This is a genomic window from Ruminococcus sp. AF17-1AC (assembly GCF_003461385.1).
Taxonomy (GTDB): Bacteria; Bacillota; Clostridia; order Oscillospirales; family Ruminococcaceae; genus Hominimerdicola; species Hominimerdicola aceti.
This window is the reverse complement of record NZ_QTWZ01000005.1, coordinates 1-18544: the sequence shown is the minus strand read 5'-3', so window position 1 is coordinate 18544 and position 18544 is coordinate 1. Positions and strand designations below refer to the sequence as shown.

Here is an 18544-nt window from a genome sequence, read left to right as displayed (position 1 = left end):
ACTGTATGAAAACTGTTGAGAAATCGTCATAAAATTGTCTTTATATTGTAGGAAATACTCCTTGAAAAAAAGGTGATAGTGTTGTATAATAGGGTAAAATAAATGTGAAACGAGTATATTATAATAAGGACATATAAGGAAAGGTAATGTTATGAACGATAGAGAAAGAAAGGATAATGAGCTTGGTATAGATCTTGATATGAAAGGTCTTACCCTCGACAGCGATGAAGCCGCAAAGCCGCAGGCGCAGAACCGCCCTATGAGCCATGAGGATATGGCAAGAATGATCGCTAAAAATATGGCAATGCAGGACGGCGGCTTTGACGAGCCTATCACTCCCGTAAGAGGAGTTTCAGACTTTGGCGAGGAAACTACCAAACCTAAAAAGCCCAAAACAACTGAAACACGCAGTAAAAATGCAAAGCCTGCATCAAAGCAGACTTCAAAGAGCGGCTCAAAGAATGGAAAAAAGAAGAAAAAGAAGTCCTCGTCAGGAAAGACTGTCGCAATAGCAATATGCTCAGTTGTTGGCGTTATGATAGTCGCCGCAGGTGGCTTCTATCTGTGGGGCATGAATTCGTATAAGGATAGATTTCTTGGAAATACATATATAAACGGCATCGAGGTCAGCGGAAAGACCAAGGCGGAAGCCTATAAGCTCGTAAGCGAGCAGGCTGTTATCCCAAAAGCCATCACCGTTACAAAGAAAGACGGAACAACATTTTCCATAAAGCTGTCTGAAATAGGCTATAACGATAATACTCAAAACCTTATCACACAGTATTATACTCAGCAAAACCACTATTCATGGTTCTCTTCTGCCATGAAGCGTACGGATTTCACTTTTGAATCTAAGTTCAAGTATGATAAGGCTAAGCTTGAAAAGGTGCTGAAAAGAAAGGTGCTTGACTCTCAAAGCACAAAAGATCCTGAAGACGCCTATATCAAAAAAGACGACGACAACAGCTATGTTGTGGTAAAAGAAACCACGGGCGACGCTGTGGAGGAGGATAAGATAGACGAGCTTTATTCCTATGTGGAAAATCAGCTTGACGACGGCAGCTTTGACGTTGATATCTCAAAGGCAGATTGCTATAAAAAGCCTGCCATAACAGCGGATATGCTTGAAGAGACCTGCAAGAAGCTCAATAACCTTAACGATATCGAGATAACATTCGATTTTATCTACACCACCGAAACTCTCACGGGTGATACTATCATGGATTGGATAACCTTTGATGAGGATAACGCCGAAGCAGGCTATACAGTTGATGAAGATAAGGCAATGGCATATGTTGAAGACCTTGCAGATAAGTATGATACCTTTGGCAAGGACAGAGAGTTCAAGACCACAAAGCGTGGAACTATCACTATCTCCGAGGGCCAGGGCTGTTACGGCTGGTGGATAGACCAGCAAAAGACCTGCGACCTTATCGTAGACCTTGTTGAAAAGGGCGAGTCTGCCGAAACAGAGCCTGTCTACTATGTAAACCCTGACTCAGCCTATGAGTATACCTGCAATAAGGATTGGCGTACAGCCGATAAGGATTACGGCAACACTTATATTGAGGTAGACCTTACTGCGCAGCATTTGTGGTATTATAAAGACGGCAAGCTCACAATGGAGTCTGATATAGTTTCAGGCTATCCAAGCAAGTCAAGAAATACCCCTGGCGGTGTTTATAAGCTTTGGTATAAGGAAAAGGGCAAGACTCTGAGAGGCTCAGCAGACGGACAGTCTTACGCTTCATATGTTGACTATTGGAACAACGTTTCCACTATCGGCATAGGCCTTCACGACGCATCATGGCAGAACGGCAACTTTGGCGGTGAGCGTTATAAGTCAAGCACATGGGGCTCACACGGCTGTATAAATATGCCTTTAGATAAAGCAAAATACGTTTATGAAAAAATAGATATGGGTACTCCTGTATTTATGTATTGGTAAGAGATAATAGCAAGGCAATACGGACAACTCGTATTGCCTTTGCTTTTAGTTTAAGTTAGGAGAATTTATGTATATTACAGATGAAGACAACCCACGCCTGCCATTTCTGCGTGATAAAACTTCAAAGCTCACCACCTCACCGGGCTGTTATATAATGAAAGACAAAATGAAAAAGATAATCTATATCGGCAAGGCGAAAAATCTCCGCAACCGTGTGACATCTTATTTCAGAAAGGGACAGGATCACCTGCCAAAGGTGTGGAAAATGGTGTCCCACGTCTATGACTATGACTTCATCGTCACCGACTCTGAGTTTGAAGCCCTGGTGCTGGAGTGCTCTCTTATAAAGCAGTATACCCCGAAGTATAATATCCTGCTGAAAGACGATAAGGGCTATAGCTATATCAGGGTCACAAATGAGGACTATCCACGCCTGCAAGCCGTCCTGCAAAAATACGATGACGGAGCAGAGTATATAGGACCCTATACAAGTTCATTCGCAGTAAAACAAGCCGTTATCGAAGCCAATAAAGTCTTTATGCTCCCTACCTGCACCCGAAAATTTCCGCAGGATTTCAGAAAACAGCGTCCCTGCCTTAATATGCACATAAAGCAGTGCATGGGCGTTTGCACAGGAAAATTCTCCAAAGAGGAGTATAATTCTATAGTACGTCAGGCGGTGGACTATATCCGAAACGGCTCGTCAGATTCAGTTGAAAGACTCACCGATGAAATGAACAAAGCCGCTGAGGAGCTTGACTTTGAGCTTGCCGCAAAGCTTCGTGACCGTATCCAAGCCATACAGAAAGCCGCTGAAAGTCAGAAGATAATTAATGACGATATTCGTGACACTGATATAATCGCCATTGCTCAAAATGGCGAAATGGCTTGTGCCAGCGTTATAATGTATCGTGGGGGCAGACTTTTTGATAAGGCTTCCTATTTTCTTGGAGAGAAAGATGACAGCGTAAAAATGCGTGAAGATTTTCTCATGCAGTATTATTCCTCCAAAGACAGCATACCGAAAGATATCCTCCTTGACGAGGATATCACAAACGGCGAGATAATCGAGAAATTTCTCCGTCAGAAGTATGACCATGCCGTGAATATCTCTACTCCGAAAAGAGGACAGTTTCTCCGCCTTACCACCCTTGCAAAAAGCAATGCCACCGAGTATCTCTCCATAAAAGTCGGCAGAACGAGCCGTGAGATAACCGCCCTTGAGGAGCTTGCCAAAGCATTGGGACTTCCCAAGACCCCGAAATATATCGAGTGCTACGATATATCAAATCTCGCTTCTACAAATATGGTCGCAGGCATGGTGGTCTTTGAAAACGGCAGACCATGCAAGAAGTATTATAAAAAGTTTTCTATTAAAACAGTTGCAGAGCAAAATGACTATGCCTGTATGCAGGAGGTCATAGAACGTCGCTTTAGAAACTACTTTGATAAAACAGACGAGGGCTTTTCCATTATGCCTGACCTTATCTTGCTCGACGGTGGAAACGGCCACGTCAATGCCGTTGAGCCTGTCTTAGAGCGAATGGGTGTGACCTGCCCATTGTTCGGACTTGTGAAAGACTCCAAGCACCGCACAAGAGCAGTCGCCACAGGCGGCGGAGAAATAAGCCTTGCAAAGTGCAGAGCGGCGTTCAATCTTGTTACCGCCATTCAGGACGAGGTGCACAGAGTAGCCATAACCTATCAGGCGCAGAAACATAAAAAGAATGCCCACCGACTTGAAATAACCAAGGTCAAAGGCATAGGCGATAAAAAAGCCGCAAAGCTAATAACCGAGTATAAGACCAAAGAGGCTCTCAAAAAAGCCACAGCAGAGGAGCTTGCAAAGACCGCAGGTGTGAATATAGACACCGCAAGAGAGCTTAAAGAAATAATCGACGAAATGTAGGGATAGAATTGATAGAAAATACCAAAGACATAGACGAGCTTGAATTTATAAACAGCTTTTCCCATTCAGGTAAGCCAGTGAAAGACTTATCCAGAATAAAAGCCTTGCTTTCCGACCTTGGCGATCCGCAGGACAGCCTTAAATTCGTTCATATCGCCGGAACCAACGGCAAAGGTTCAATGGCGCAGATGTTCAGCGAGGTCTTTCAGTGCGCAGGGCTGAGAACAGGGCTTTTCACCTCGCCTTATATAATAAGCTATACCGACAGGATAAAAATAAACGGCATTGATATTCCAAAGCCTGCCCTTGCGAAAATGGCAAAGCGTGTCAAAGCCGTCACCGATATGCACTGCGACCGTGAGAATTTCTCTCAGTTTGAAATAACCACCGCCATAGCTTTCCTCTATTTTGCCGAGGAAAACTGCGATATAGTCGTCCTTGAAACAGGTCTTGGGGGACTTTTGGACAGCACCAACGTTATAAAAACCCCTGTCATAACAGTCATAGGATCAGTGGACTTTGACCACACCGCCATTTTAGGTGACACCTTGGAGAAAATAGCCTATCAGAAAGCAGGCATTATAAAACCCCACTGTCCATGCGTTTTGAGCGCAGGCAATGACATGAAAGTTATCCGCACCGTCAGAGAGCAGGCAGTAAAAAATCTTTCTCAGCTGGTTATCCCCGACATCAATCAGCTCAAACTTATAAGCTGTGACGTTTTCGGCTCAAAGTTTGAGTTCAAAGGACAGCCCTATGAAGTCACAATGGGCGGCGCACATCAGGTGCTGAACGCCATGAGCGTCATAAGCGGAATACGCCTTATCAACGATACCATGAAAATTCCACAGGATAAAATTTTTGAGGGCATCAAAAAAGCCCAGCTCCAAGGCAGAGTGCAGATACTCAGCCGTGAGCCGCTTTTGGTACTGGACGGCGCACACAATCCCGACGGTCTGTCAGCCTTGGCAGGCGTATTGGAGCATTGTGAAAAACACCCATGCTACGCTGTTATGGGAATGTGCAGGGATAAAAACATCACCGAGGCGGTAAAGAAACTCATACCGTATGTAGACAAATTCTACACAGTTGACGGTTTCAGCGACAGAGCCGAAACTGCCTCTGACCTTGCCGACATCATAACCAACGCAGGCGGCAGGGCAGAGCAAAGTCCAAAGCCTGCCCTTGAAATGGCACGTCAGCTAATAAACGAGAATCCTCACGGAGTGAATCTTATATGCGGTTCGCTTTTCCTCTGTGCCCAGGTGCTTAATGAAATGAAAGATGATTAACGTACATCAGTAGGGGCGACCTCAGGTCACCCCTACATCTTATTCGGGCAAGTTCTTTCGCCGCAAAATCGCTGTCGCTCTTTGCGGAATTCACTTTGTTTAATGGGATAGAAAAAAAAGCGGTGCAGAGATTTTTTCTCCGACACCGCTTTGTTGTTTCTTTTACTTTGTTATGCTTTTAAGTCTTTTTCTGCACCGCTTGTAGGCTTACGCCTATTGAGGCTCTGCCTCAAGCTCCGCAGGGGCTTTGCCCCTTGACCCCACAAGCCCTCTGGCGCCGGGCTTGACCGTGCGCTTTATCTCTCGCTTCGCTCGGTTTCTTCTATTCTTTTTCTGATTTATTTCTCAATAGCCGCTTCGACCGCTTTCTTCCAACCACCTATCAGATCACTGCGTTTACTCTCGCTCATAGACGGAATAAACTCCCTGAACTTATCCGAAACGCCAACAAGCTCTTCCATACTGCCCCAAAGTCCACAGCCAAGCCCTGCAAGATATGCCGCACCTGTTGCGGTGGATTCCACGTTATAAGGCCTTATGACCGAATGACCCAATATATCAGCCTGAAATTCCATTAGAAAATCGTTGCTCGCCGCACCGCCGTCAGCCTTTATGCTGCCTATTGCCCCGGCGTCCTCCTCCATCGCCCTGAGAACGTCATAGGTCTGATAGCACATAGCTTCCAATGTCGCCCTGACGATGTGGCATCTGTTTGTTCCTCTTGTAAGCCCTGTTATCATGCCCCTGGCTTCGGGCTTCCAGTATGGTGCGCCAAGTCCCACGAATGCAGGCACAAAGTAAACTCCCCCTGCGTCCTCGACGCTTCTTGCAAGCTCCTCGGTTTCTGCCGCTGTGCGTATTATGCAAAGCTCGTCACGAAGCCATTTTACCGCCGCACCCGATACGAATACCGAGCCTTCCAACGCATAATTGACCTTTCCGCCTATTCCCCAAGCGATAGTCGTGAGCAATCCATGACGGCTTTCCACAGGCTTTTCACCCGTGTTCATAAGCAGAAAACCGCCCGTGCCATAGGTGTTTTTCACATCGCCCTCACGGAAACAGCATTGCCCAAAAAGTGCCGCCTGCTGATCTCCTGCACAGCCTGCGATCTTTATCCTGCTTCCGAAAATGTTCTCCTCAGTTTCCCCCAAGTCACCCGAACATTCTTTGACCTCAGGGAGCATACAGCTGGGTATGCCCAAAAGCCCCAGTATCTCCCTGTCCCATTCAAGGGTGTGAATGTTGAAAAGCATAGTCCTGGAAGCATTGGAGTAGTCCGTAACGTGTACCCTTCCCCCTGTCAGATTCCATATGAGCCAGCAATCCACGGTGCCGAAAAGTATCTCACCCTTTTCCGCACGCTCCCTCACTCCCTCGACATTTTCAAGTATCCACTTTATCTTTGTGGCAGAGAAATAAGGGTCGATAAGCAGACCCGTCTTGTCCTTGAAAAACTTTTGCAAGCCCTGACTTTCCATTCGTGCGCAGTCCTCAGAAGTCCTCCTGCATTGCCAAACGATAGCGTTGTAAACAGGCTTGCCGGTGTTCTTGTCCCAAAGTATCGTTGTTTCACGCTGATTGGCGATGCCGATAGCCGCCACGTCCTCCGCTGTTATCCCAGCCTTTGCAATGACCTCACGAGCAGAACTGAGCTGACTTTCCAGTATGTCCATAGGGTCATGCTCCACCCAGCCGTTGCCGGGGAATATCTGCGGATATTCTTTCTGTACGCTCGCAACCTTTTCACCCTTTGCGTTAAAAAGCACCGCTCTGGAGGAAGTCGTTCCCTGATCTAAAGAGAGTATGTATTCTTTCATAAAATTTCTCCTTATTGCAAAAAAGGGGCGGAAATCCCACCCCTTATAAATCTGTTATCTAAATTTCTAACACTGTTTATTTCCGTACAAAAATACGCATTGCACTATCATGTAGGGGACGGCGCCCTCGACGTCCCGTCTTGTCGCCTGTACAATCTGCATTATTCGCACAATTTGGTGCATTTCACAAACCCTGTAGGGGAGCGGCTCAATTTCTGCTTTGCAGAAATGCGACGTCCCGCTTGCCCGATGTTTTGTTTACTGATTCTTTTTCGTTACACCACGTTGCGGATATTCTCCCACACTTTATATCGTCATCAAATAAGCCCCGTGTAAAGCAGTATAAGATAAATGATCAACAAAAGCGACAGAACGCCAAGAAGCTTCCAAATACCCTTTATGGCTGACTTTTCCTGCTTTTTAGCTTTAACAAATTCCTCGATAGCGTCCGGAGTGTATTCTTTGTGCATCTGGCTTCCTACTGTTGGATTGAGCATATCATTGATGTTGATGTTGCGGTATTTTTCTTCACGAAGCTTCTTAGGATCGGTCTCCTTGGTGCTGATGTTATCATATGAAGAATTGAGCAGACTCTTGTCCATTTTCTTCATGTTGATAGCGTCCATAGAAAGCTCTGCTTCCTCAGGTCTGCCAAGGCTGTCACCATTGTCGTAAATATGCTTTGTGTCAACGCTCTTCATAAGCTGATTGTTTGAGCGGTTCGCCCTCAGCATCTTGATAAGAGTGTCAGTGTAGAGGTTTTCCTCTTCCTCAGCCTCGTCAGTAAGGATTATGTCCGAGGTGTCGTTTATCGCCTCGTCAACTGTATCGATAAGGGAAGTAAGTCCCTTGTTCGCCTTCTTGTATGGCTTTTTAGCCGCAGGCTTCGGAGCTTCCGCCGCAGGCTGTGGAGCAGGCTGGCTGTACACAGGTGCTGAAACTGTCTGCTGTGCAGACTGTGCTGTCTGAACAGGCGTTGGAGCAGGTGCAGGCTGTGAAACTGGCGGAACAGAAGCAGAAACAGGCTGGCTTGCAGGTGCAGAGCCTGAAATGCCCTCGTGTCCCGGAATGAAGATCTTTCTCTTTCTTATAGGTGCGTTTATCTCGCCGGGAATACCGCTCTGAGCCGCCGGCTCTGTGTTGAATACAGGAGCAGACTGTACGTCCTCTGCAGGCGTCAGAGCAGGCGCAGGAGCAGGCTGTGGCTCCGGTATAGGCTCTGGTGCTGGCTGTACAGCCGCAGGCTCAGGCTGAACGGGAGCTGGAGGCGGAACTACCTTAAGCTCAGGATTTTCCTCAGGTTCGTCAGGTATAGGCTCGCTGTCAGGACCGTCCTCGCCAACGATAGCGTCAGCAGAAATGGAGCTTGCAGCCGCAGAGAAATCGTTGCTCTCGATAGCAGAATCCTCGTCGCCCTCAAAACTTACCATTTTGCCTGTTGTAACATCATAGTATTCCTCGCCGTCCTTGACAGCGATCTTGAGCTTCGGCGCAGGCTCGCCCCTCTTAGGCAGGTTAGCCTGTGGAATGTCAATGTCAGGGAATACCTCGTCAACGTCCACCTTTGCGATCTTAAGTATCTCCATTGCGGTTCTGCACTTCATAGAACCTCTTACCATTTCCTTGATAGGAAGCAGAATTATATCGCAGAATGTGGCATAGAAAGACCTCAGCGCAGACATTGAACCGTCAAGCATATCCTGCGGAAAACGATGGTCAAAATACTTATCCCATTGCTCAGGACTTGACATTATCATCTTGTCTATGTACTGACAAAGTGGTATCCAAAGCTCAGGCTCTTCAAAATCTCTGTCGTTGGTGATGAGCCACATATAACATCTGAGGAAACAGTCATAGCATGAAATATCTCTGAGGTTGAGCATAACGTCATCAATGTTAAGGGAAGCCGAAAATACAGGATCAGAGAATGCGAAGCATCTGTATCCGTTGCTGGCGATCTTTGCATAAGCCGTCTTCAGATCCTTTTCGGAACGGGAGAAAGGCGGCAGAAAATCAAAATCATAAGGCGTTTCATAATCAGCCGTGTCACCTTTAGCCGCCATATCAAGCAGCTTTTTGTATGTGAGCGTGACATCAGCAGTAGGAGTGTCAACGGCTATGCCGAGCACCCTGAAAGGATTGCAGGCAAAAAGTTCCATTGCCGTTACCCCAAGTGACGGTCTTGTCATAAATATATCCTCCTCCATGAATTTACTTCATATATACTTAAGCTTTTACCTTTTTTATTCGTGTTGTCTTCTTCACGATCGGGTATTTTTGTGTATCTTTATGCCAAAAATAGTTTTCTTAAACTAATTTGTTTTTTGTTTTTAATTAACAAAATAAATAACTTAACAAATATAGTATAGCAAATATTAGTATAAATTACATTAACTAAACGTGAATTTTATATTTATATTATATTAATGCGAAACAAAATGCACAAAAAGAGTTTAAAAAATCGTACAAAAAGTAACTGTCAAAAGGTTTGCAATTTTGGTGAAAATATTGTATAATAAATAAGTATAAGATGTCAGGCATAAAATGCCGATATCAGATCATCATGCCAATAAAAAAGGGGGAGATCTTATGGGTCTGTTCAGCAGAAAAAGCTCCGAGCCCAAAACATCGACACAGCCTAAAAAGCAGCAGATAAATGCTGATGATATATGGAACACTCCTGTGAAGAGAGCAGGCGGAGATACGGCTTTTGTGAAGGAGTCCAGCAGCGATAAGGTACACGCTGAGAAGATAACCGATACCATAGAGCCGGAAACTATCCGCAGCAAGATGGAGCAGCTTGAAAAAGAGCTGGCTGAAAAGAAAAACGATCCCGTAAAGACCTATGCCGACTACGACGTGAACCCAGTAGGACAGGCTGAGATAACCGATGCCCAGAGCGAGTATGAAAAGCTTTATGAGGAGGAACACGCAAGATTTGTAGCTTCTCATAAGGAGGATATAAGCGTGGCGTCCGTTGAGGGTATCGACTCAAAGCTTGAGGAGATATATAGGATACATGACGAGAAAGTGGCTCAGGAGAAGCGTGATACAGGCAATATCGAAGCCATAAGTGCAGAGACCACAGCCGCAAAGGTGGCTGAGCTTCCTTATGCAAAAAAGCCTGAGGACTATGCAGAGTATAAGGATATAAAGGGAATATCCGTCGATGAGGCTCTTGTGGAGGGTCTTGGCTCTGTTGACCACAGCGAGGACGACGATGCTATCGGCTCAGTATCGGAAGAGTTTTTGGCGCAGAAGGTGAAAGAATTTAATGAAAAATATGGCAGATGATCGGGGTAAAGGCAGTCATTAGGGGTATTGCCAGAATAAATTGAATTGGAGAGATAAAATTGAAGATCAATACCGATAACCCTATCATAAAATTTTCAGGCAAAGGCAAGCCGTTTCAGTATGATAAGCTGCTTTATGCTACATTAAACGAGTATATACTTGATTATAAGAATGCAAGACTTGATAAACTTACCGATCAGGACGCTTCTATATGCCTTGCGAGAATAATAAGAAAAATGGAAGTCAATGACGTTCCTGTCCAGCAGTTTTTCCATGAAGAGCTTGAAAAGTGGAGCGAGCATACCAACTATGAGAAGATACTCAGACTTTGCGAGCTTATGGCAAAGGATATCTTCGGCTGTTTTGATAAGAACAGAGATGACGGCAACGGCGGCTTCTATAAAACAGACAGGCTCTATTGCGTAAATAATGACGGTGAAAGAGATTATATCGTTTGTGACGAGGTTGAGAAAAAGGGACTTTTCAAGAAAGTTCCAACTCCTGTCACATTGTATTTCAATGATCTTATGGAGAAAAATAAACGTGGCGAGCTGCCAAAATCAAAGTAAATTTTGTATTAACAAATAATAAGGAGAGTATTAACATGGTAAATATAGAAATGGCAAACGGAAAGAATATCAAGATCGAGCTTTATCCTGACGTTGCGCCTATCACAGTTGCAAATTTTGAGAAGCTTGTTAAAGAGGGCTTTTATGACGGACTTATTTTTCATAGAGTTATCTCAGGCTTTATGATACAGGGCGGCGACCCGACGGGAACAGGCATGGGCGGTGCAAAAGAGAAGATAAAGGGCGAGTTCCTTGCTAATGGTGTTCGTAACGACCTCAAGCATACAAGAGGCGTTATCTCAATGGCACGTTCAGCGATGCCAAATTCAGCAAGCTCACAGTTCTTTATCATGCATCAGGACGCTCCTCATCTTAACGGTCAGTATGCAGCATTCGGCAAGGTAGTCGAGGGCATGGACGTTGTTGACGAGATCGCAGCAGTTGACGTAAATTTCAACGATAAGCCGCTTGTAGATCAGGTCATGAAGAAAGTAACTCTTATTGAGGGCTAATAAAAAGGAAAATCATGGGCTGCGGTCTTTATGGCGGCAGCCCTTGTTTACGTCAAAAACAATATCAGGAGAGTAAATAATGGATTTCAAGAAAGTAACAGTGGGATTTTTTGCAGCGGTCATGGCAATGACCTCAGTGTGTTTCGCTGATCCCGAAACGCCTGTGACAACCGATGTGCCAGCCACAGATCCTGTACCGGAAACAACCACTACCGTTCAGCCTCAGCGGGAGGACACTGAAACGACTACAACTACCACAGCTCAGACATGGGAAACCACCACATGGGGAACTACCACATCTTATTCCTATGTTCCGGACACTCCGACTTCTACGCCGACAGTTGTAAAGCTTGTGGTCAGCGAGGTAAAGGATAAAAAGTTCACAGCGAAAATAAATATCCAGTGCGACCACCTTATCTCAAATGCCTCTATCTCCGTGGGCTATGACGATAGCCTTGTAGAGTTTGAAAAATGCGAAACCAACGATAAAGCAGGGGGCATGGCAGTTGACAACGCCTTTGCAGGTAAGTTTGTATATAACTATGTGAACGCAGACGGCACAGACTTTGACGGTGATTATGCGACCCTTCATTTCAAAGTCGCAGACGAAAAACTCACCTCAACAGTGCTTTATCTTACGGTAAATTCCCTTGATGACGAAAACCTCAATGCCATATCAAATCAGGTAGAGAACGGTATCGTCAAGTATCAGGACGCTGCAGACGTTCAGCAGGACGACAGCGATTATATCGAAATAGACGTTGACTATTCCAAGTACCCTATCGCTCCCGAGGATATAGGACTTACGGATGTTGACAGCGTAACAGTAGCCAACGGCGAAGTGCTTATATTCGAGGACGGCAAGTTCCAGACCCTCAGCACAGGCGAAACAAAGATAGATATTGTTTATAAGGACGGCTCAGTAGGGCATTTTAAAATAGTGATAAAAGAACCTGAAGCCGCGAAGCTTGAAAGCTCAGAAGCAGAAGCGACCTCAAAAGCCGCAAGTCCGGTGTCGGAAGAAAAGAGCGGTTCATCAATGGGCGTTATTATTGGCGTGGTCTGCGTTTTGTGCGTAGCTCTTATTGCCGCTGAGTATCTTATGATAGTGAAAAACAAAACAGTAGGCGACAATAAGTCAGCCAACAAGGATAATGATAAAGATATCCACGATACAGACGAAAGCGACGATACCAATTTGTCCGAGCCTGACGAACCTGACGAAAATGAAGAGCAGGAAGAAACTGATAATACAGACGACGATACAGACACAGATAAAGAAACAGAAGAATAAACAAAAAGCGGTGCAGAGAATTGAAACTCTGACACCGCTTTATTTTATTATTTGCTATTATTAGACAATTCCTTAAGCTCTCGACCCTCTTTAAGCAGGTCATGCAACCTTTGAGCGTCATTATTTGCAATAGCATCACGATACTCTGTTAATCTTGCGATTATATGCTCTATTTCGTCCACCAGTGGACCACGGTTCATAAGGAAAAGCTCCGTCCACATATCTTCGTTGAGTTTAGCCACTCTCGTAAGGTCTTTGAATGACCCTGCCGAAAAACCTGCCTGCTTTAAAAGACTAGGGCTTTTTACATAGGAACTTGATACAACATGAGCAAGCTGAGAAGTGAACGCAATGACGCTGTCATGCTCCTCAACGTTTGATACAACGACCTTTGCAAAACCGATATTATATGCAAGCCTTGATATATCCTGCACCACCCTCATAGGCGTTCTGTCAGTAGGCGTCATTATAAAGCTTGCTTTTTCAAAAAGATTGTCCACCGAGTATGCAAAGCCAGAAAATTCACGTCCTGCCATAGGGTGACAGCCGAGGAAGTTTACGCCGTTTTCAATGCAAACGCACTCTACAGCTCTGACTATCTCGCCCTTTACTCCACAAGTGTCAAGAACGATACCGCCTTTCTTGAACTTGCCTGCGTTCTCCGTGATGAATTTTATGGTAGCCTCAGGGTGAAGTCCCACGATAACAACGTCACAGCCTGCAAGGTCGTCAATGGCCATTTCACCGTCGATAGCCTCCTGCGCCAGCGCCCCTGCTATCGTTCCCCTGTCAATATCTATACCGAAACAGCTCTCATGAGTGTTCTTTTTTATTGCCTTGGCAAGCGAACCGCCTATAAGTCCAAGTCCAACTATACAAATCTTCATTGTCCGTCATGCTCCCTTTGCTTTTACACTTTTAAGCTTTTATGTAATAAAGTATACCACTAAAATCACACTTTGTCAAGAGCCATGCACACTCAATTATTCACCGCAAAGCTCTGCAATAGCATTAGCGTACATATTCAGATTTATTTTGAAAGTTTCCATGGAAATATGCTCGTCAGCTCCGTGCATATTGTTGTTTTCCTCAGGAAATTCCGCACCGAACGCAACACCGCCCTTTGTGTTGTGAACGTAGGTTATTCCGCCCTCTGCGATACATTTTCCCTTTTCGCCCTTGACCTTTTCGTATACACTTAACAAGGTCTGAACGAATTCACTGTTTTCGTCCACATAATGGGGCTCCATGCCGTCAAGCTCGTCCACCTTGAAGCCCTTGCTCTCAAGTGCCGAAGTTATGATACCGCCTATCTCAGCAAGCGTCTTGTCAATAGGGAAGCGTATGTCGATACCGCCATGAAGCCTGCCACCCTCAGTTTTAAGGATAGTCAGCGCACAGGTCATCTCGCCTGATACATCGTCTGAAAAACCAAGACCGCAGGATTTTCCGTTGCATTCTCCGTGTGGGAAAAGCTCAGCCAACCCACCAAGGAGAGCATTTTTATTTTTATATTCTGCCACAAATTTTGTCACCGCATTGTCGCCGTTTTCAGGTCTTGACCCGTGTGACGATTTTCCTCTGATGACCTTCTCACAGTCGTCAGCAAACTTCACAATGCACTTGTCAGGGATAGCATTTATAACGCTTCCGCCATTTATCTCAGCTATCTTATCATCTGAAAATTCAGCAGAGAATGTAAGATGCACCATGCCCTTTTCGCAGTTGAGCACAGGAAAAGAGCCGTCGGGGGTGAACACCATTTCAGGGAAAGGCTGTTTGCTTTCATAATATTCCATGTCCTCACAGCCACCCTCTTCATTGCCACCGAAAATAACACGGAAGTTCTTTTTTATAGGAATGTTAAGCTCTTTGATAGCCTTTACAGCCCACAGCACCGCAACGCTCGGACCTTTGTCGTCAATTGTTCCTCTGCCGAAAAGCTTTCCGTCAGCTTTAGTCAGCTTGAAAGGCGGATAGCTCCAGCCCTCGCCTGCGGGAACAGTGTCAAGATGTGAAAGCACAGCAAGCTTACATTCCCCATTTTGGTAAAAATCACCGTGAACAGCATAGCCGTCAAAGTCCTTTGTTGTCATGCCGAGCTTTTCAAGATAAGCCTTTCCCCAGTCAAGAGCCTTGCGAGAACCCTCGCCAAATGGCTTAACAGGGGCGTTTATGTCGCCAACGCTCTCGATAGAGATTATCTCGTCTAGGTCACGAAGTATCTCCTCCATGTGCTTTTCAAAATATTCTGCAAATTGTTTCTGATACATATTTATTCCTGCCTTTCAAGTGTGCAAATCATTATTTCCGAGGGATTATTCAGTCTGAATTTACCAAGTCCTGCCGTAACAGCAAGTTTTGCCAATCCCTGTTCAGCGTTAAGTTCGTAAATGCCCTTTGTGTATCGTGGAAAGAATTTCCGTTCGGGAGAAAGTATTCCGCCAATAAAAGGCAATCTTATAACTCCCCCATGACAGTGACCCGAAAAAGTCACATCTGCTCCCCAGTCCGCATAAGCACGGAAAGCCAGCGGTGTGTGCGAAAGCAAAAAGTTACACTCGCTCCTGTCAGGCTCGCCTAAAAGCTTTGTAAGCTCGTTCTTTGTGATCTGCGGCAGGTCGTGGTGTGAAAAATCTTCGTTGCGGTAAAATCTTTGGGGAAGCTGAGTGCCGTATATATTGATGTGATCCTCGCCTATTTTTATCTGCTCCATGTTGTTTCTCAGAATGTGTACTCCACATTCAGTTAGCTTCAAAGCAAGGGCTTCGGCATTATCCATGTTGTCAGTTTCATGGTTACCGAAAATATAATAGGTCGGTGCAATATGTTTTAGCCTTTTCATAAGGGCAAGCTTCGGTATCATGTCCGTTTCGTCACGGCTGTAAAGATCACCTGCAAAGAAAATAAAGTCAGGCTCGGCGGCAATACAGGAATTTACCAGATTGTTGAAATTATCCCCGTAACGCTTCTTGTGAAGATCTGCAAGAAGAAGTATCTTTTTACCAACAAAATTCTCAGGGAGCTTTGATACTTTCAGCTCATATTCGTTCACCCTTAGCTGTCTGTTTGAAATAAGCATATAACCGCCCAGAAATGTGGCGGCAACAAAAAGCGGCAGCTTGTATGACATTTTATTACCTCATTCCTACTTGCAAAGATATTTTTTCAGGTCGTCCATTGCCCATTTTGCGTGGGCGTAGCCGTAATCATAAAGCTTTTTCAGCTTTACAGGGTCGCCCTCAGTCCTGCCTACTCCGAAGGTGGTCTTTGGTGTGAAAACAAAGACTTTCCCCTCCGCTTTAAGTTCCATAAGCTCTGCCATACATTTGTTGTATCTCTCGGCTCTTGTGGCAAGGGCTTCGGCAAACTCAGGGTGCTTGTGATAATATTTCATGGCAAGCTTTGTGGCAGGCTCTTGGGTCTTTACATAGCCCTTTGGTCGGGTCAGCACAACGATATTTTTGTCACAGCCTGCTTTTATTGCCTGCATATATGGTATTGAATCTGATATACCGCCGTCCATATATTTTTCGCCGTTTATCTCTATCTCAGGGAAAAGCAGAGGAAGCGCACAGGTTGCTCTAAGCAAATTCCAGTGGGTGTCATCTTTTGGCACGTCCATGTACTCAGCCTTGCCGTTTTTTACGTTTGTAACAACTGCACAAAATCTGCCCTTGAAGTTTCTGTAGGCTTCATAATCAAAGGGAAGCTCAACATTAGGCACAACATTGTAGGCATAATCAAGGTTATAGTAGCATCTATTTTTGGGGTCGATAAGATGTCTTGCACCCATGTATTTCTTTGTTCCCATAAACTCAGTTGCAAGGCGAAGATTTCTGCCTATCTGACCTGAGCAATAGGAGATGCCGAATGCCGCTCCTGCCGAAACGCCTATAACATAATCGGCTATTATTTTATCCTCCAGCAGAGCGTCCATTATTCCGCAGGAATAGACCGTTCTGCTGGCTCCGCCCTCTAAAGTAAGTCCAAGCATATAATTACCTCTGTTTCTGAAAAGAGGACGGCTTGACCGTCCCCCAATTTTATTTTATATCTGTATCCTTTAAAATTATGCAGAAAACGGGCGAAGGATGTTCGCCCCTACAGTTTTTATCTTACGGCTTCAGATGTTGTGTCTGCCCTGCTGTTATCCAAAGCTGAATTGTCAAGAACTGTTTCTGTGAACTCTCTGCCGTCGTCGGTAAGAGCCTTTTTCAAGTCATCCATAGCGTTCTTTGTTGCGTTGTCGTCTGTTATCCTTACGATAACATTGTCGCTCATAAGCTTCACTGTGGAAACAAGACTGCTAAGATCTACCACACGCTCATCGATTATATAAGTGCTTCCCGAAACCTTGATGTCATAAAACTCCTTTGGAGCTGCTGTTGTTGTGGTAGTAACGGAAGCTTCATTGGAGGAAGCACTTGCGTCCCTGCCGTCCCCTGAGCCTTCGCCTTTTCCACCGCCCAGTCCAAGTCCAAGATACTGCATTATAAGAATAAGCGCCGCAATGATAATGACGATCAGCATGATACCAAGAAGCTTTTTCTTCTTTTTCTTTTTCTGCTTTTGTCTTTGTTTTTCAAGGTCACTGCGGTAGAGCTTTTCAACATCGTTCTGAATACTCATTTTTATTGTCCTTTCTATTTGGAAGTGTTTATGTATGTAAAGTAAACATTTTCGTATTTGTCTGACACAGCCTGCACAGCGTTTTCAACTATTCTCATGTTACGATAAAGCACAGCGTCACCGTCATAGACCACTGCCGCAAGCATTACTTCACCGTCTGCCGCACCGAGTCCTTCAAAAAGAGATATGAGCCTGCCTGAGATGTCTTCATCAGGGGTCACGGTCATAATATCCTCATCATTTCGGGAAATATACAGCTTGTCAGAGCCGTTTTCATTTCGCATATCAAGCGAGATAAGCATACCCTGAGTGTAGCCGTCAAGCGCCTGCTGATTTTTTGCGGCATTGCTGTTAATGTTCTCAGCCTTTTTATAGGCTTCATCTATCTGCTTTTGCATATCCTCACGGAGCTTATCAAGCTCGTCAGCGGACTTTTGCTTCTGCTCCTCAAGCTGTTGAGTGACAGCCTGCACCTGAGCTTTTGCGTCCTCTTTCTGACTGTCGGCAGATGCGGAAACATCGGTCATGACCCAGAAAAGCATTATCATGATAACATCGAGTAGGGAAGTCAGCTCAAGGACTATGCCCTTATTTTTCCTGAAACCATTCATGGCTGTTCACCGCTTTGGGAATGTTCAGCGTTGTTTCTTTCAAGATAGAGCTGAACATTTTTCTCGTTATCCTCTATTTTTGCAGAGATTATGCCGTCAAGAAATTTGAAGATTATAGCAAAAACAAGTCCCCAAAAAGTGGAGGTCAAAGCGCCATAAAAATTATCCTGAACGTTTGTCATATCGCCCACCATACCGAGGAGGGAGATAACAGTGCCGAGGATACCCAAGAGAGGGAAAATCCCTGTGAGATTTACGAACAGAGAATAAAGGCTTCCTGTGCGGTTGCGCATAGAAACGATATCTGTTTCACGAATGTCCGAAATATCGCTGTCAGCCTGACGGCGGGAAGCACCTGAGTCGGGAACGAAGATGTTAAGATGAAGCTTGTTGTAGAGAACATCAGCCGATTTTTTAGTGAGATAAAAGACGAGGGCGGTCGCGACTGCAACCAAGAAAATTATCATGTCGAAGCCGAAAAAGTTCATAAAAATTACGGAAAAGAGTTTTTTCATGGATAAGACCCCCTATAGAGATAATGATAGCACATTTTGAGGTAAATTGCAAGATGTGGGGGCGGATTTTTAGTGAGGAGGGGAGGAATGAGAAATGAGGAGTGAGGAGTGAGGAATGAGCATAGCAGACCAAAGTAAATTGCAAGCA

16 protein-coding genes are annotated in these 18544 nt (G+C 45.0%); 7 read left to right on the top strand and 9 right to left on the bottom strand.

All coding sequences use genetic code 11. The features are described 5' to 3' along the window. Positions 1-151 precede the first annotated feature (151 nt). The 3 genes from DWW81_RS04765 (at position 152) to DWW81_RS04755 (ending at position 5149) form a co-directional block, all read left to right on the top strand. A complete protein-coding gene (locus DWW81_RS04765) occupies positions 152-1948 on the top strand; it encodes a L,D-transpeptidase family protein (RefSeq protein ID WP_242989564.1) in 1797 nt (598 codons plus the stop codon). A 67-nt stretch (positions 1949-2015) separates the two neighbouring features. Beyond that, positions 2016-3857 carry an excinuclease ABC subunit UvrC gene (gene uvrC / locus DWW81_RS04760; protein WP_117896889.1) on the top strand — a complete coding sequence of 614 codons (1842 nt, stop codon included), beginning with the start codon at positions 2016-2018 and terminating at the stop codon, positions 3855-3857. An 8-nt stretch (positions 3858-3865) separates the two neighbouring features. After that, entirely contained in the window at positions 3866-5149 is a 1284-nt protein-coding gene (locus DWW81_RS04755) for a folylpolyglutamate synthase/dihydrofolate synthase family protein (RefSeq protein ID WP_117896888.1), read from the top strand. Between the two features lie 338 nt (positions 5150-5487). On the opposite strand, the gene glpK is transcribed toward DWW81_RS04755, so the two are convergent. Next, positions 5488-6969, bottom strand: a complete 1482-nt coding sequence (gene glpK / locus DWW81_RS04750) for a glycerol kinase GlpK (protein WP_117896887.1) — start codon at positions 6967-6969, stop codon at positions 5488-5490. A 317-nt stretch (positions 6970-7286) separates the two neighbouring features. After that, on the bottom strand, positions 7287-9158 hold the full coding sequence (locus DWW81_RS04745) for a hypothetical protein (RefSeq protein ID WP_117896886.1): 1872 nt from the start codon (positions 9156-9158) through the stop codon (positions 7287-7289). 400 nt (positions 9159-9558) lie between these two features. On the opposite strand from DWW81_RS04745, the gene DWW81_RS04740 reads away from it, so the two are divergent. The 4 genes from DWW81_RS04740 to DWW81_RS04725 all read left to right on the top strand — a co-directional run bounded on the left by DWW81_RS04740 (position 9559) and on the right by DWW81_RS04725 (position 12638). After that, positions 9559-10263, top strand: a complete 705-nt coding sequence (locus tag DWW81_RS04740) for a hypothetical protein (protein WP_022287921.1) — start codon at positions 9559-9561, stop codon at positions 10261-10263. Between the two features lie 59 nt (positions 10264-10322). After that, positions 10323-10832 (top strand): hypothetical protein, encoded by a 510-nt coding sequence (locus tag DWW81_RS04735; protein ID WP_022287922.1) that lies wholly within the window; start codon positions 10323-10325, stop codon positions 10830-10832. Positions 10833-10867: 35 nt separating this feature from the next. Next, positions 10868-11344, top strand: coding sequence for a peptidylprolyl isomerase (locus DWW81_RS04730; protein WP_117896885.1), 477 nt, complete (start codon positions 10868-10870; stop codon positions 11342-11344). A 79-nt stretch (positions 11345-11423) separates the two neighbouring features. After that, entirely contained in the window at positions 11424-12638 is a 1215-nt protein-coding gene (locus tag DWW81_RS04725; protein WP_117896884.1) for a hypothetical protein, read from the top strand. Positions 12639-12685: 47 nt separating this feature from the next. On the opposite strand, the gene DWW81_RS04720 is transcribed toward DWW81_RS04725, so the two are convergent. The 7 genes from DWW81_RS04720 to DWW81_RS04690 form a co-directional block, all read right to left on the bottom strand. Beyond that, the gene (locus DWW81_RS04720) at positions 12686-13525 is read right to left on the bottom strand and encodes a prephenate dehydrogenase/arogenate dehydrogenase family protein (RefSeq protein WP_117896883.1); all 840 of its coding nucleotides are present in this window, start codon (positions 13523-13525) and stop codon (positions 12686-12688) included. A 96-nt stretch (positions 13526-13621) separates the two neighbouring features. Beyond that, positions 13622-14911: a Sapep family Mn(2+)-dependent dipeptidase gene (locus DWW81_RS04715; protein ID WP_117896882.1), complete on the bottom strand. Its 1290-nt coding sequence runs from the start codon at positions 14909-14911 to the stop codon at positions 13622-13624. Positions 14912-14913: 2 nt separating this feature from the next. Further along, the gene (locus tag DWW81_RS04710; protein ID WP_117896881.1) at positions 14914-15771 is read right to left on the bottom strand and encodes a metallophosphoesterase; all 858 of its coding nucleotides are present in this window, start codon (positions 15769-15771) and stop codon (positions 14914-14916) included. Between the two features lie 15 nt (positions 15772-15786). Continuing rightward, a complete protein-coding gene (locus DWW81_RS04705) occupies positions 15787-16635 on the bottom strand; it encodes a patatin family protein (protein WP_117896880.1) in 849 nt (282 codons plus the stop codon). 116 nt (positions 16636-16751) lie between these two features. Beyond that, positions 16752-17270, bottom strand: coding sequence for a hypothetical protein (locus DWW81_RS04700; protein ID WP_117896879.1), 519 nt, complete (start codon positions 17268-17270; stop codon positions 16752-16754). Between the two features lie 14 nt (positions 17271-17284). After that, entirely contained in the window at positions 17285-17881 is a 597-nt protein-coding gene (locus DWW81_RS04695; protein ID WP_117896878.1) for a hypothetical protein, read from the bottom strand. Further along, a complete protein-coding gene (locus tag DWW81_RS04690; protein WP_022287931.1) occupies positions 17878-18396 on the bottom strand; it encodes a MotA/TolQ/ExbB proton channel family protein in 519 nt (172 codons plus the stop codon). The genes DWW81_RS04695 and DWW81_RS04690 overlap by 4 nt, the downstream gene beginning before the upstream one ends. Positions 18397-18544 lie beyond the last annotated feature (148 nt).

Excerpts from the sequence above, each read along its gene's own strand:
- DWW81_RS04765 (WP_242989564.1), top strand. The coding sequence starts at position 152 with ATGAACGATAGAGAAAGAAAGGATAATGAGCTTGGTATAGATCTTGAT.
- uvrC (WP_117896889.1), top strand. The coding sequence starts at position 2,016 with ATGTATATTACAGATGAAGACAACCCACGCCTGCCATTTCTGCGTGAT.
- glpK (WP_117896887.1), bottom strand. The coding sequence starts at position 6,969 with ATGAAAGAATACATACTCTCTTTAGATCAGGGAACGACTTCCTCCAGA.
- DWW81_RS04745 (WP_117896886.1), bottom strand. The coding sequence starts at position 9,158 with ATGACAAGACCGTCACTTGGGGTAACGGCAATGGAACTTTTTGCCTGC.
- DWW81_RS04740 (WP_022287921.1), top strand. The coding sequence starts at position 9,559 with ATGGGTCTGTTCAGCAGAAAAAGCTCCGAGCCCAAAACATCGACACAG.
- DWW81_RS04730 (WP_117896885.1), top strand. The coding sequence starts at position 10,868 with ATGGTAAATATAGAAATGGCAAACGGAAAGAATATCAAGATCGAGCTT.
- DWW81_RS04725 (WP_117896884.1), top strand. The coding sequence starts at position 11,424 with ATGGATTTCAAGAAAGTAACAGTGGGATTTTTTGCAGCGGTCATGGCA.
- DWW81_RS04720 (WP_117896883.1), bottom strand. The coding sequence starts at position 13,525 with ATGAAGATTTGTATAGTTGGACTTGGACTTATAGGCGGTTCGCTTGCC.
- DWW81_RS04715 (WP_117896882.1), bottom strand. The coding sequence starts at position 14,911 with ATGTATCAGAAACAATTTGCAGAATATTTTGAAAAGCACATGGAGGAG.
- DWW81_RS04710 (WP_117896881.1), bottom strand. The coding sequence starts at position 15,771 with ATGTCATACAAGCTGCCGCTTTTTGTTGCCGCCACATTTCTGGGCGGT.
- DWW81_RS04705 (WP_117896880.1), bottom strand. The coding sequence starts at position 16,635 with ATGCTTGGACTTACTTTAGAGGGCGGAGCCAGCAGAACGGTCTATTCC.
- DWW81_RS04700 (WP_117896879.1), bottom strand. The coding sequence starts at position 17,270 with ATGAGTATTCAGAACGATGTTGAAAAGCTCTACCGCAGTGACCTTGAA.
- DWW81_RS04695 (WP_117896878.1), bottom strand. The coding sequence starts at position 17,881 with ATGAATGGTTTCAGGAAAAATAAGGGCATAGTCCTTGAGCTGACTTCC.
- DWW81_RS04690 (WP_022287931.1), bottom strand. The coding sequence starts at position 18,396 with ATGAAAAAACTCTTTTCCGTAATTTTTATGAACTTTTTCGGCTTCGAC.